This is a genomic window from Psychrobacter sp. 1Y10 (genome assembly GCF_052259005.1).
GTDB lineage: Bacteria > Pseudomonadota > Gammaproteobacteria > Pseudomonadales > Moraxellaceae > Psychrobacter > Psychrobacter saeujeotis.
The window spans coordinates 1-13,832 of the sequence record NZ_JBQQES010000009.1; the positions used below are offsets into that span (position 1 = coordinate 1).

Consider the following 13,832-nt stretch of genomic DNA (forward strand, 5'->3'; position numbering starts at 1 on the left):
GGCTATCGTCCACAGTTCTACTTCCGTACCACTGACGTCACTGGCGCAATCCAGTTACAAGACGGTACTGAAATGGTTATGCCTGGTGACAACGTTGAGATGGGCGTCGAGCTTATCCACCCAATCGCTATGGACAAAGGTCTTCGCTTTGCAATTCGTGAAGGCGGCCGTACAGTAGGCGCTGGTGTTGTTGCTAACGTTAATGACTAAGAAGACATTGCAAGGTTTGCTGCATTCAGCTTAGTCTGATGAGTGTGAAGCCTTTAGTTAAAAAGCCATCCTTATATAAGGGTGGCTTTTTTTTGATGAAGAGTAAGACGAGGAAGCATAATGGCTACTATAAAAAGTCTGTCAAATCACGATTTAGATTTTGTCACAATAATACAAATGGTAGCGAATATTGAAGCTATGGTGCAGGCGCAAGAGGCGTGGTCGTGTCAAGCAATGGTTGATTTGCTAGAGCAAGATAACAATCATATCCTGATTGCTTATGATAAAGGCAAAGAAGAAAAAATTGCTAGCCATAAAATAGTGGGTTATTGTCTGTATCAGATAGTATTTGAGCAGGCAGAAATTCTACGAATTGGTACTCGTCCTAAGTGTCAACGCCAAGGTATCGCCTCGCAGATTTTTGATAAATTAAATACTGAATTGATAAATAAAGATGTGGAGACGCTACTGTTAGAAGTACGGGCGGACAATGCTCCTGCGATAGCTTTGTATGAACAGCAAGGGTTTTCAATGATTTATAAGCGTCAGGGCTATTATCGTATACCGAATCAGCCAGCAATTGATGCGCTCATCATGCAACGTTTGCTATAGCACTGTGATTTAGTATTGTGAGTTTCGCATTTTTTGAAGAGGTTATAGAGGAGGGGCAGCGTTAGGTATTTTACAGTCTGCGCCATCAATGTTATAAGTACTGTCTGCTTTCATACGTTCAAGTACTTCAATACGCTCAGTGAGTAACTCGACCATACGATTTATATTCGCCTGTTGCTTTTTCACTTGCGTAAGCTTTTGCTGCGTCAGCATCAGTTGATCATCAAGGTTGAGATGCCCATCATAATAGTCATTAAGGCTGTCTTTGATTTCAGTGAGCGTAAAGCCAATAGCTTGAGCGCTTTTGATCAGCTCGATACGTTCAATACACTCTGAATGAAACTCAGTATAGAGACGAGATCCAGCTTGACGCTTACGTGATTTTAGCAGCCCCAATTGATCATAATGGCGTATGGTGTCCTTGGTCGTATTGGCCTGTGTTGCCAATTTTCCAATCAGTAAAAACGATGTATCAGGTGCCATACTAACCTCGTTGACCAACAATTATAAAAGGTTTGTTATTACAATAGCATTTGTTCTCACTTAAGTTGCCATGGCTCTATTGTATCAATTAGCGATACGGATAAGGATTTGTGAGAATCTTTTCGCCATGTGGTTGAACCACTGCCAATCAGCGTATCTAGCTGCGCTAAAAAATTAGGGCGCGGTAAAGTCGTTGCGCCTAAGCTTATTAAATGATCATTTGGCAACTGACAGTCTACAAGTGCGACATTGCTTTGTTCGCACAAACGCATCAAGCCCCAGAATGCAATTTTTGAGGCATTAGAGGCACGGTGAAACATCGACTCACCAAAATAAATACGGCCTATTTTTAACCCATAAAGTCCACCAATGAGCGCGCCTTTCTCATCCCAAACTTCAATACTGTGGGCAAATCCATGAGCATGAAGTGCTGTGTAAGCCTCGATCATTTCCTCATGTATCCAAGTATGCTCACCTTCAGGCAAACCATCACTGCGCGGTAAACTACAGGCATGAATCACATCATCAAACGCCTGATTGAGCGTCAGCTGCCAACGAGTACGGTCTGCTTGCTTGCGTAGCGATTTGCTTGGCTTATAATCGGTCGGCACTATGACGCAACGCGGCTCAGGACACCACCAAGCGATAGGCTCATCTTCGTTAAACCAAGGGAATAATCCCTGCGCGTAGGCGGAAATCAGCGTTTGAGGTGCTAGATCGCCACCTATCGCCACGATACCGATACCATCTGGATCGATAGAAATAGGGTCAGGAAAGTCATAACGCCCAAGACTTTTTAAAGTCTCAGGCGTGATATGACTATCATTTTGTTGAGAGAAGTTGCCCATTTAGGCTTCTTTATCAGCAATTAATGTCGACGCATATGTATGATCGGTGGCGGTCGCTTCTCCGATAGCATCCAAATACTTTTCGGCATCGAGCGCTGCCATACAACCAGTACCAGCAGAAGTAATGGCTTGACGATAGACGTGATCAGCGACGTCACCTGCTGCAAACACCCCTTCGATACTGGTTTGTGTAGCATTACCATTCAAGCCGCTATTGACGATAAGATAGCCATCTTTCATGTCCAACTGATTTTTGAATAAATCAGTATTAGGCTTATGACCGATTGCTACAAACATACCATGACTATCTAACTGTTTGGTACTACCATCAATCATAGATTCAATGATAATGCCGTTGACACCCATATCATCACCAACCACTTCTTGGACTTTATGGTTCCATTCGATTTTCACATTACCATTTTTGGCTTTTTCAAACAGTTTGTCTTGTAGAATTTTTTCAGAACGTAAGCTATCACGGCGATGCACTAATGTGACTTCAGAGGCAATATTTGATAGATATAACGCTTCTTCAACAGCGGTGTTACCACCACCAATCACCGCAACTTTTTGATCTTTATAAAAGAACCCATCGCAGGTTGCACAAGCGGACACGCCCAAACCTTTAAATTTTTGTTCTGATTCTAAACCTAAATACTGCGCTGATGCACCTGTTGAGATAATAAGAGCATCGCAGCTATAGCTGCCGTTGTCGCCAGTCAACTTGAAAGGACGCGTACTTAGATCAACAGCATTGATATGATCGTAGACCAGTTCGGTACCGAAGCGCTCAGCGTGTGCCTTCATACGATCCATCAGTACAGGGCCTGTCAAATCATAAGCATCACCTGGCCAATTATCGACTTCAGTGGTGGTGGTTAATTGTCCGCCTACTTCCATACCAGTAACCATTACTGGCTTTAGGTTGGCACGTGCAGCATAGACGGCGGCAGAGTAACCTGCTGGACCTGAGCCTAAAATGATAAGTTTTTCGTGACGCGTTTCTTGAGTAGCAGTGTTGTTTTCAGTTGACATACTTTTTCCTTGCTAAATTTGATAAACGATGATTATAAAAAACTAGAAATGATTGAGTGATTTTAATGATATGTGATACTAACATAAGGGCCGTTACTAAGAAGTGCAAGTTTGCTAAAACTAATATGGATATTATTACAATTAAAGTATGCTCGCTGTGTTTGTGCAGCTCAATTTTGCACAAGATTTATCTGAGTAGAGCGTTATAATTTTTTACCTCTTTTGTTGAAGGTTAATTATAGTCAATCAATAGTGTTCATAGCTATATTTTTCAATGAGATTGCCTTCGCTATTTTGTTGAGGTCTCTACTTATTTATAAATTCGTTATCGGTGTGTTTTCTTGCACGTTTTATTCATAACATCGTCCCCAATCGAGCTATGTATTTGTTATTATAAGAAGTTATGCTAAACGCCTAGAGTGTGAGTAACATCGGCTAGCGATAGGCAAGCATATTACTAACATAGAGTGCTAAGTACCTATTTTAAATGTTAAACGACGACTTTTACGTCATGTATAGCAATAAGATACCTTATAATAGCTGTTTTATTATAGATGCTTTTTATAGACCCCGTTTATAAAGACTGTTTATAAGTATTTGGCTACGTCAATCTATGTCAGCACTTTATGTCAGCATGATTCAGCTTAATCATGGACTGACGACTATTTAGTATGGATAACAAGGCAGATTTTACGTGATATCAGCACCGCTTATTGAGTATTTAAAAAAAGGGATATTTACCTTTCTTGGGATAATTTTGGCCGTTTATTTGTTCGTTATTTTATCGACCTATACCGGCAATGATCCTAGCTGGTCGCATATTAGCAGTGATATGACGACGATTAATAATATGGGCGGCTCAACAGGCGCATGGTTGTCTGATCTGTTCTATAGCTTTTTTGGCTTTGGCGCTTGGTGGCTACTGGCTTTTTTAATCTATGAATCTATCTTGATTTGGTGGGACAATAAGCCGACGTTTTGGTTGCTACGCTTGGTGGCTTATGTCTTTTTAATACTAAGTAGTAGTGCCTTGTTTGCGCAAATTGTTGCTCTAGTACAGCAAGTTACAGACCCTATTGCATCAGGCCTTGAAGGCGTTGCAGGCGGCATCATCGGGCTTGAGTTGCAAGCACGCCTGACGCAGCTATTATCGCAGTGGGGAAGTGTATTGTTTTTGGCAGGGTTTGTCGGTATCACTGCGACGTTTGCGTTCAATATTCATTGGCATAAGTTATATGGTAAGCTTATCGATTTGTCATGGCTTGGCTCAGGTGTCAAAGATAATAGTGTTCAGCATATCTACAGTCAGCAAGGCTCTGATAATACAGCATCTAACGACGAGGAAAACAGCGCAGCTCATAAGTTAGCTGCCAGTACTAACAACCATACAAGCACTGAACGTAAAGCGAAACAAAGTGCCGATGGCTACGAGCAACTACCCCTCGAGCTACAAACCGCTGGCGTAAGCCATACGCCAGATAATAATAGTCGCTTTAGTCATGCGCTAACGGATTTTTTGGCCAAGTCAGGACTTGGCGCTAGCGTCAAGGCGACTGTTGCAGCCAATGCTGCTGAGTCTGCTACAAATCAGGCTACTATGTATGACAGCTCGCAAGCATCAGCTCCTATATCGAATAACCATACTGAAAACGCTAATAATAAGACACAAGTAGTAGCACCCACTATGCCTACTCGTAAAGTTGAACCTAGCTTTGCATGGAATGATGCTGGTACGGTCGATGATTTATTGGCCACTGAATCTGAGAAAGATCAATACGTATCAACGCCGATGCCCGCTACAGATCCTGTTATATCTGCACCTGTAGAAACTCATGTAGATTTTGAGCAAGCAGTAGAATATGACGATAGAGCGTTTGAAAATAACCAATCTGATGCAATCAAATCTGAACAAATAGATACGACTGCTGCTATTGAACAAACACCCAATTTAGATGCGTTGGCAAATACTTGGCTAGCTGAGAACGAGCCTGCAAAGGCAGATAAAGCATCTTCGTTTGAGCATACCACCTCTGCTGATAACGTCGTCACCGACCATCAAAATCCAATACGCGAAGCCACGAAGAGGGCTGAACATCAAGCTTCACCAGTGGTTGACGAGCAGCCTATAGTTACAGAGTCTGTCGCTAAAGAAGCTGTAGAGAAAAAACCTATATCCAAAGAGACTGTAGCTGAAGAGCTTATAATAAAAGAGAGAGCGGCGGAAACTGACAACGTTGAGGTTAAACGAAAGTTAAACGTACAAGAGCCGGTGATATCGAAAGATATGACCCCGACCAATACGCCACCTGCCAATCCAAAGACGGCGTCAAAAGCTGAGCCGGCGGTAGAAAGCGTTAATCCAAGCGTAAGTGTTGAGCCGATAGCAGCGTCCAAACCAACGATGAGCTTTGCCGTCCCCAAGGGTGATAGTAGTAATCATATTACCGATATGATGCCAGAAGACGATAGTCGTTTGGGCGATACAGATGCGCCAGTCATGCCTGATATCAGTGATGATGCAGCGTTTAGTCAAAAGTCACGCTCAATGCAAACCGCTCAATATCGTGCGCAGCTGACCCCCATTCCAGAGCTGTCTATCTTAGATAAACCAGATCCTGATCGTAAGCCAAGCTATACCATTCAAGAGCTTGAGCAGTTATCAGAGCTATTGGAGATTAAACTACAGGAGTTTAATGTCAAAGCCTCGGTCGTAAATGCGATTCCAGGACCAGTCGTCACGCGCTTTGAAGTAGATTTGGCCGCTGGGGTAAAAGCCAGTAAGGTTACGGGTATTTCACGTGATCTTGCGCGCTCCTTGTCTATGGCGTCATTACGTGTGGTCGAAGTCATTCCAGGTAAGCCTTATATCGGCATCGAAGTGCCGAATAAAAAACGCGAAATGGTGCGTCTGATTGAGCTTTTAAATACTGAAAAATACAAAGACCCTAAAGCGCAAATCAGCATGGCAATGGGTAAAGATATCGGTGGCAATCCTATTATTACTGATCTTGCTCGTGCACCGCATATGTTGGTTGCAGGTACAACAGGTTCTGGTAAGTCAGTATTGGTAAACTCAATGCTGCTCTCGATGCTACTTAAATATACGCCAAATGATTTGCGCCTGATTCTCATTGATCCAAAGCAGCTTGAGCTGGCCAACTATAATGACATTCCACATCTATTAACGCCTGTCGTCACCGATATGACAGAAGCGGCTAGTAGCTTATCTTGGTGTGTGGCTGAGATGGAGCGCCGTTATCAATTAATGAGCTTGCTAAAAGTGCGTAAACTTAATGAGTTTAACAAAAAGGTAATAGCTGCTGAAAAAGCTGGCAAACCGATGCTTGATCCATTATGGCGACCTAACGACAGTGTAAGCATTGACCAAGCACCGAAGCTTAAAACCTTGCCGATGATTGTCATTGTTGCGGATGAGTTTGCCGATATGATTATGCAGGTCGGTAAGCAAGCAGAAGAGCTTATCACGCGTTTGGCTCAAAAATCGCGGGCGGCAGGTATTCATCTTATGCTCGCCACTCAGCGTCCATCGGTCGATGTCATTACTGGTTTGATTAAAGCCAACATTCCAGTACGTGCGGCATTACGGGTTAATTCAAAAGTCGATTCACGGACAATTTTGGATAGCGGCGGGGCAGAAGACATGCTTGGCAACGGTGATATGTTGTTCTTGGGGCCAGGACAGATTGAGCCAGATCGCGTCCACGGGGCGTACGTTAGTGACGAAGAGGTCAACCGTGTGTGCGATGCATGGCGTGAACGCGGTGCACCAGACTATATCGACAACATGGCGGGCAATTTTGAATTGTCGAGCCCTGGCGGTGGTGGTGCTGGTAGTGCATCTGGTGAAGACGACGATCTTTATAATGATGCAGTCGCCTTTATTATGGAGACTCGTAAAGTATCTGCTTCTAGCATTCAACGCAAATTTAGTATCGGTTATAACCGCGCGGCGCGCATCGTCGACTCTATGGAGGAGGCTGGACTGGTCAGCTCCATGGGTAAAAGTGGTAAGCGTGAGTTGCTTATGTAAATACAGGTAAATCTGGCTAATAAAAGAAAAAGCGAGTCGCAATAGTGGCTCGCTTTTTCGTTTTAATAAATAGAGTAATGAACAGAGCAGTACTGATAGGTGTCTATTCGTCTGCTATCTAAACCGATATACTCAATAGGTTTGATGATCATAAGTAAAATTATTTCTAAGCAAGGATGCAAAAATGTTTAAAGAATATACTCAGTACGACGCGCTAGGATTAGCAGAATTGGTCAATTCAGGACAAGTCAGCGCTAAAGAGTTGTTAGATGCTGCCGTCAATCAAGCCAACAAACTCAATCCAAAGCTTAATGCCATTATTCACCGCTTTGATGAGCGTGCCTATGATGCCGCGCAAGCAGGATTACCGAAAGGTGCATTTACTGGTGTCCCTTATCTTCTCAAAGATTTGTCTTTCTATTTCTCTGATGAGCCATTAACGATGGGCAGTCGCAGTGTCAATATCATGACCGATTACGACAGCGAAATTGTCAAACGCATGAAAGCCAGTGGCGTTAATACCTTTGGCAAGACTAATACTCCCGAGTTTGGTCTAATCATTACTACTGAGCCCAAAGCACATGGAGCTACCCACAATCCATTCAAAAAGGGCTATAGCTCTGGTGGCTCATCGGGCGGTAGTGCAGCGGTAGTCGCCAGCGGTATTGTACCGATGGCAGGCGCAGGAGATGGCGGCGGCTCGATACGCTTTCCTGCAGCATGGTGCGGTGCATTTGGCCTTAAACCTAGTCGCGGCCGCAATCCAATTGGTCCTGCATTTGGTGAAGGCTGGGATGGCGCGATCGCCGATCATGCCATCACGCGCACGGTGCGTGATAGTGCAGCGATGCTTGATGCGACGAGTGGTACTGAGGTGGGTGCACCTTATGTGATTGCTCCGCCCAATGGCACATTTTTGCAAGCAGCAATGCGTGCACCTCGTCCGCTGACGATTGCTTTACATCAGCGGCCACTCATTGCCGATACTGTAGTGGATAAAGAGGTGTTGGCTACTCTGGAAAAAACCGCTAAGCAATTGGAGGCTATGGGGCACCGCGTTGTGCCAGCTGAACCAAACATTAATATCGAGAAATTTTGGCATGATTTTATCGTAGTGGTGTGTGCCCATACGGCTTTTACTATCGACGATATTGAGCGCTGCCATGGCAAACAGCATGTGCAAAACCTTGAGCCGCAAACTTACAATATGGCGATGCTTGGCCGCTCATTGTCTGCTGTCGATTTAGTACATGCAAAACACGGCTGGCATAATAGCCAATACCAGACGGGTAGGCTACTTGAGCAATACGATATGATCTTATGTCCCACAGTACCAACGACAGCGGTGAAGCATGGAGTGTTGCCACCAAGCCGAGTAGACGAGATATTAATGAGCACCTCAGGTCTATTAAATAAAGGTATTAATATGGGTAAATATACCTTTAGCTCAGGGATGATTGAGAAGCTTAGCCATCCTGTACTGAGCAAAATGGCGTTTACTTTGCTCGGTAATGTCACAGGCTTACCTGCCATGTCACTGCCACTTGGAATGAGTAAAAAGGGTCTGCCAATTGGCATGCAATTGATCGGTCGTATGAATGATGAGACCACACTACTAAGTTTGGCAGGAGAGATTGAGCGCGCAGGATTATTTACTAAGGCGGCTTTTGAGAAGTAACTATACCAAGTAATAGGGTTGTAGAATTGATCTAGTCAAAGCGATAGATATCCATCCCAAGGCTATGATGCGCCATACTTTCATGCACAACAGACACGCGCTGCGCTGCGCCTAGTGCAAAAAATATCGGTAACAGGTGCTCATCGCTTGGATGGATGTTTTTATAATCAGGATACTGTTGCCAATCTAGCGCCGATGGAATGTCTGTTTTGAGCTGTTGTAACAACCATAGCTTAAAATCTTTGGCGGCAGGATCAATGCTATCAGCCTGCCAGCGTAGCGCTTGCAAATTATGAGTGATATTACCTGAGCCGATAATAAGTATTTGTTGTTCGCGCAGACAAGCAAGCTGCGCACCCAGCTGATAAAGAGACATACTATCATAGTGCTGCGGCAAAGATATCTGTACGATAGGGACATCTGCTTCTGGATACAGATGTTTGAGCGGGGCCCAAACACCATGATCACAGACTCGCATTGGATTGGCACTACAAATGATACCGCGTGCTGTTAGCTGCTGCGCTAAAGACTCAGCTAGCTCAGCATGACCTTGAGCAGGATACTGTAATTCGTGCAATTTAGGATCAAACCCAGAAAAATCATGCCAGGTCTTAGGTTTGGGATTGCTGCTAATCTCAAGCTTGGCAGACAGCCAATGCGCAGACATAATAACGATAGCACGAGGTTTGGGTAAGTTCTGTCCTATTCGAGCAAGGGCGTTCGTGGTCGCAGACTGCTCGATAGCAAGCGTCGGTGCACCATGAGATATAAATAACGCTGGCAGTCTTGCTGCATTATTGAGTCCTGCAGGTGCATCTGCCCAAGCGATAGCCGCACTGATGGGCTCGATCGCTTTAGCATGATCATAAAGATGGTTAGACGGCATAGGTTTTGCAAGTTTCGGATAGCTCATGTACCGTTTATTAGGGCACGTATGGGTTTTTCAATCTTGCGCTGAATTTTCTGATAGATTAGTTTTACGACGCTTGTATAAGCGTCTTTAGTTACCACGGTGATAAGGATGATTGTGGTTGATGCTCATCGCTCGATATAACTGCTCCATCAATACTACTCTTACCAAAGGGTGCGGTAACGTCAGCGCTGACAATGACCATTTTACATCCGCCTGCGCCAACACGTCTTGCGAGACGCCATCTGCCCCGCCGATTACGAACGCAATATCATCGCCTTGCTGCATAGCATCCGCGAGTTTTTCTGCCAGACCTTCTGTCGATAGCATTTTACCTTTAACATCCAGTACCCAAAGCTGTTCACGGGTAGCAGTTGTGTGAGCTGCCAAGATTGTCTGTCCTTCTTGCTCGCGATACTGCGCCAAATTGGCATCAGAAGGGTTCTTGGCTCGTTTGGCTGCGGCCAGCTCAACGATTTCGGTGCTGAGCATAGGCTGGATACGTTTATAATATTCATTAAAGCCGCTTTGTACCCAATTGGGCATTTTATTACCAACGGTTAAGAGCCTTACTTTCATTGCCGCTTGCTCCTTAGTTTTTTGATTTATTTTATAACGACTAAATATAATTTATTCAATCGTCTCTTGTTAATCAGTCAACGGAGATAGTGTCTCAGAGATACTATCTGTATCTTGGTTACTACTGTCTTTAGTGATGACAGTCAGCTTGGCATCAGATTCAAAGACAATCGCTTCAACATCATCCAAGCTCCTTACACCTTCAGAGCGCATGGCACACTCAAGCTCTTGACGGGTTAAGCGTTCAGTACGCATAGCCTCTGGTAAGTATTGTCCTTGATAAAAAACAATACGGGGTTCGGACAAAATAACGTTACTAAATTGTGGTGAAATCGCCGCATATTTGGTCACCAAAAATTGTAGTACATAAAGTACCAAGATTGAGCTAAAGCCTTCGATAAGCGGAATCTCTTTGAGTAAGATAGTACTCGCACCCAGCGAGCCGATCATCACGGTGACGATCCAATCAAAGTTATTTAGCTGTGAGGTAGAGCGTTTGCCTGAGACTTTGGTTGTTATCACAACTAATATATAAACCATGGCTGTGGTTAAAACAATACGTCCAAGCTTATCTATACTGTCAAAAAAGAGCATGTCCATCGTATTTACTCCTATCTATAATACAAAATATTTCAAATTCTTAGATTAATAAAGGCAGTTTAATCCAGCGTAACGGAATTTAAGTATAAATAATGCAGAAAATTTGTAGTACGTTATAGATAGATTGTCAGTCTTTAAGATGATTTTCGTTTTGGATCCAGTAGACGATTTAAGAGTAGGATACTGATTCGCGCACTGATGAAGGTGAGCACCAATATCATGATTAACGCAGAGAGTAGAGGCAGGGGCTGCTGTATAGTCATCTCAAATAATACCTCACGGCTCACCTCATCAAACAGCAAGAACCATATGCCCAAAAAATAAACGGCAGTCAGCAGCCAAACGACAGCCACTCCGCCAAACACTAAACGATTGATCTCATCTCTACCTAGCGCCCGCTTATGATGCTTGATAAATTTATATACCGCAATATAAGCACCGATGATGATAGAGAGCACAGTGACCAAGTGCGAGTTGAGAGTAACTTGAGTTTGGATCATCATAAATACCGTACTGGTAAGAATATAACCAATCGCGAAAAAACCGATATATTGAGCCAGCTTAGGTGAGTCTGATTGAGAGTTTGGCAGTTGATCATTGCGACCTGTCTGGGCAGTAGACTTGCTAAGATTGGTTGTCTTGCGTGACATAAGCTGACCTTTATAAAAATAAAAACGTATAATGGATATAAATGTAGTAAGTAGTCGATAAAAGCAAAACCAGCGCTCTCAAATAGATGCTGTAGAGCTACTTTTTTGATAGAAAATCAGTGCTGCGCAGTCCAGTCGAGCATGGTGTCCAACACCGTTCTAGCATTATAAGCGTTTAGTGCCTGCTCGGTATTGATAAGACCGACGACGACATAATCTTGTCCGGACGCTCCTTTGACATAACCTGCCATCGAGGTGACATTATTTAAAGTGCCCGTTTTTATCCATGCACGACCAATAGCTGCCGACTCAGGTAAACGCTCGCTATGAGCGGCAATAGTACCGCTGACACCCGCGATACCTAGAGAGTTGACATAGGCGTCAAAGCTTGGATGACTATAAGCGTATGTTAACAGCTCGCTTAAGTTGGCCGCTGTGATTGTACAGTCGCGGCAGAGTCCTGAGCCATTGGTCAAGTATGGCGGCGGCGTACTTAGATGAGTTTGCCACCACTGGCTCATGGTTTGTAAGGCAACAGAATAGTCTGTAGCAGTAGGCTTACCAAACTGGTATAAGCTGCTTGTTTGACTGTTTATTATTTTATTATTAGCTGTCTCATCATAAGCTCCTATTGATAGTGCTACTTGCTCAGTCATAACATTATTAGAGAAGTGATTGATGTCATAAATTTGCTGAGTTAAATTTAACGATGGATAACTAACAAGAGGGAGCGGTGATATGGGCAGCGCTGCTAGACCACGTGTTGGTTTTGTATTTTTTGCCGCATCAAAAGGGGTTTCTTGAGTAATGACGTTCCCGCTTAGCGTATTGCCTAGCTCTTGCCATTTGGCAGCAATGACGCGTGCCGAAAAATCTTTGGCATCAGGATACGCGACATAAAAAACATGCTCTTTACAGCTAGTTGGTAGAGTGGTATTTAAGATTAGCTGTTGGGATTGCCACTGCGGCGCTAGGCTATAACGGGCTTGACCACAGTAAGCTGAGCGCGTATTTATCGTATTAGGCAGTTGGTAATTTGCCAGTTGCGGTTTATAAGTCAGCTGCGCTTGTCCCTCATTTAAGGGATAGCTTTTGATGCCGATAGTGCTAAAGTTTACCAAAAAACCATCAGGACTGGCATTATAAGGTCGCAATGGTGCGTTATCAAAGGCCGCAGGATCTTTGCCAACATTTTTAAAAACCCCGCTATCGATAATAATATCACCGCTGATATGACGAATACCTGCTGCTTGCACTTTATAGAGTAGCTGCTGCAAACGCTCATGGGTCATTTTGGGATCGCCACTTCCTTGAATAACCAAGTCACCGAGTAGACGATCGCCGATAATAATACCGGTATGATAGACGCGTGTCTGCCAGACAAAGTTAGCGCCTAGCGTATCTAAAGCAATAAAGCTGGGCACCAGTTTCATCGTACTGGCTGGCGTGCGCGCGATATCTGGTTGATGACTTAATAAAGGTGAAAATGAAATTTTGATCGCGGGCGTAGCAGCGTTAGCACTACTGTCTTTATCAGTACTTACATCAGTACTTACATTGGCATCTTCATCGCTATTAGCATTATTAATAGACGTTGAGTTTACATCGTCTGGGAGTACTGTTGGAATGCTTTCTAGGCTTTGATAAGTATAGGGGTCATCCGTATAAGCGTGTATTTTTTGCTCATGCTTTTTAATCGTGCGCTTCTCAATAGTAGTCAATGTAATCTGCTGACTAGGATCGTTTTTAACATAGTTTGTAGCATGGCTATCAGCATTATTTTTGCCATTATGGTTATTGGTTTGCGCCGTTTTCTGACTGGTGCTATTAGCCTCAGAAGTGTTGCTTGCAAGCTGAGTCTGAGTATCAATATTGCTGTCAACAACCTGTATCGGAGGAGGTAGTCGGCTGGCGTTTTTGTCACCCACTGGGGTGATAATAATACTGATGTCAGCAGCTGTTAACTCTGCTCGCGATAGTGCTGCTTGGATAGCGTCTGGTAGTGCTGCTTGTGCGTGAAGTGGCGTTATGATAGCTGTGGCAAATAGTGCAAGCGTTGATAAGCGTTTGCTAGACTGATTAAGCGGTCGCAAATAAGTGCAAAAAATTTTCAGTTTGGCAATCGTTGTAGGAGGCGTGCAAAGTTTGGAGGTGAGTTGCATGAATGGTCTACCAT

At 43.9% G+C, this 13,832-nt stretch carries 12 protein-coding genes; 4 read left to right on the forward strand and 8 right to left on the reverse strand.

Annotation, left to right across the window (positions count from 1 at the left end):
* Together ACTXGH_RS11395 and rimI are read left to right on the forward strand one after the other, a co-directional pair.
* Window positions 1–210, forward strand: a 210-nt coding sequence (locus ACTXGH_RS11395) for an EF-Tu C-terminal domain-related protein (RefSeq protein WP_459112913.1), incomplete at its 5' end; no start/stop codon positions are given.
* Between the two features lie 120 nt (window positions 211–330).
* Window positions 331–822, forward strand: a complete 492-nt coding sequence (gene rimI / locus ACTXGH_RS11400) for a ribosomal protein S18-alanine N-acetyltransferase (protein ID WP_439263189.1) — start codon at window positions 331–333, stop codon at window positions 820–822.
* 42 nt (window positions 823–864) lie between these two features.
* Here the strand turns inward: rimI and ACTXGH_RS11405 are convergent, their stop codons facing one another.
* Genes ACTXGH_RS11405 through trxB form a run of 3 tightly spaced genes read right to left on the reverse strand, consistent with a single transcriptional unit; the run spans window position 865 to window position 3,188 of the window.
* Window positions 865–1,305 carry a MerR family transcriptional regulator gene (locus ACTXGH_RS11405; RefSeq protein WP_299221656.1) on the reverse strand — a complete coding sequence of 147 codons (441 nt, stop codon included), beginning with the start codon at window positions 1,303–1,305 and terminating at the stop codon, window positions 865–867.
* A 56-nt stretch (window positions 1,306–1,361) separates the two neighbouring features.
* Window positions 1,362–2,153 (reverse strand): leucyl/phenylalanyl-tRNA--protein transferase, encoded by a 792-nt coding sequence (gene aat, locus ACTXGH_RS11410; RefSeq protein WP_439296599.1) that lies wholly within the window; start codon window positions 2,151–2,153, stop codon window positions 1,362–1,364.
* Window positions 2,154–3,188: a thioredoxin-disulfide reductase gene (gene trxB, locus ACTXGH_RS11415; RefSeq protein WP_439296598.1), complete on the reverse strand. Its 1,035-nt coding sequence runs from the start codon at window positions 3,186–3,188 to the stop codon at window positions 2,154–2,156.
* Window positions 3,189–3,882: 694 nt separating this feature from the next.
* On the opposite strand from trxB, the gene ACTXGH_RS11420 reads away from it, so the two are divergent.
* Together ACTXGH_RS11420 and ACTXGH_RS11425 are read left to right on the forward strand one after the other, a co-directional pair.
* Window positions 3,883–7,239, forward strand: coding sequence for a DNA translocase FtsK (locus tag ACTXGH_RS11420; RefSeq protein WP_439263196.1), 3,357 nt, complete (start codon window positions 3,883–3,885; stop codon window positions 7,237–7,239).
* A 184-nt stretch (window positions 7,240–7,423) separates the two neighbouring features.
* A complete protein-coding gene (locus ACTXGH_RS11425) occupies window positions 7,424–8,917 on the forward strand; it encodes an amidase (protein WP_439263198.1) in 1,494 nt (497 codons plus the stop codon).
* Between the two features lie 31 nt (window positions 8,918–8,948).
* On the opposite strand, the gene ACTXGH_RS11430 is transcribed toward ACTXGH_RS11425, so the two are convergent.
* The 5 genes from ACTXGH_RS11430 to dacB form a co-directional block, all read right to left on the reverse strand.
* Window positions 8,949–9,830 carry a DODA-type extradiol aromatic ring-opening family dioxygenase gene (locus tag ACTXGH_RS11430; RefSeq protein WP_439296597.1) on the reverse strand — a complete coding sequence of 294 codons (882 nt, stop codon included), beginning with the start codon at window positions 9,828–9,830 and terminating at the stop codon, window positions 8,949–8,951.
* Between the two features lie 87 nt (window positions 9,831–9,917).
* Window positions 9,918–10,406 carry a 23S rRNA (pseudouridine(1915)-N(3))-methyltransferase RlmH gene (gene rlmH / locus ACTXGH_RS11435; protein ID WP_439263202.1) on the reverse strand — a complete coding sequence of 163 codons (489 nt, stop codon included), beginning with the start codon at window positions 10,404–10,406 and terminating at the stop codon, window positions 9,918–9,920.
* 69 nt (window positions 10,407–10,475) lie between these two features.
* Entirely contained in the window at window positions 10,476–11,006 is a 531-nt protein-coding gene (locus tag ACTXGH_RS11440; protein ID WP_439263204.1) for a DUF421 domain-containing protein, read from the reverse strand.
* 134 nt (window positions 11,007–11,140) lie between these two features.
* The gene (locus ACTXGH_RS11445) at window positions 11,141–11,656 is read right to left on the reverse strand and encodes an ABZJ_00895 family protein (protein ID WP_439296596.1); all 516 of its coding nucleotides are present in this window, start codon (window positions 11,654–11,656) and stop codon (window positions 11,141–11,143) included.
* A 116-nt stretch (window positions 11,657–11,772) separates the two neighbouring features.
* Entirely contained in the window at window positions 11,773–13,818 is a 2,046-nt protein-coding gene (dacB, locus tag ACTXGH_RS11450; RefSeq protein ID WP_439296595.1) for a D-alanyl-D-alanine carboxypeptidase/D-alanyl-D-alanine endopeptidase, read from the reverse strand.
* Window positions 13,819–13,832: the final 14 nt, after the last annotated feature.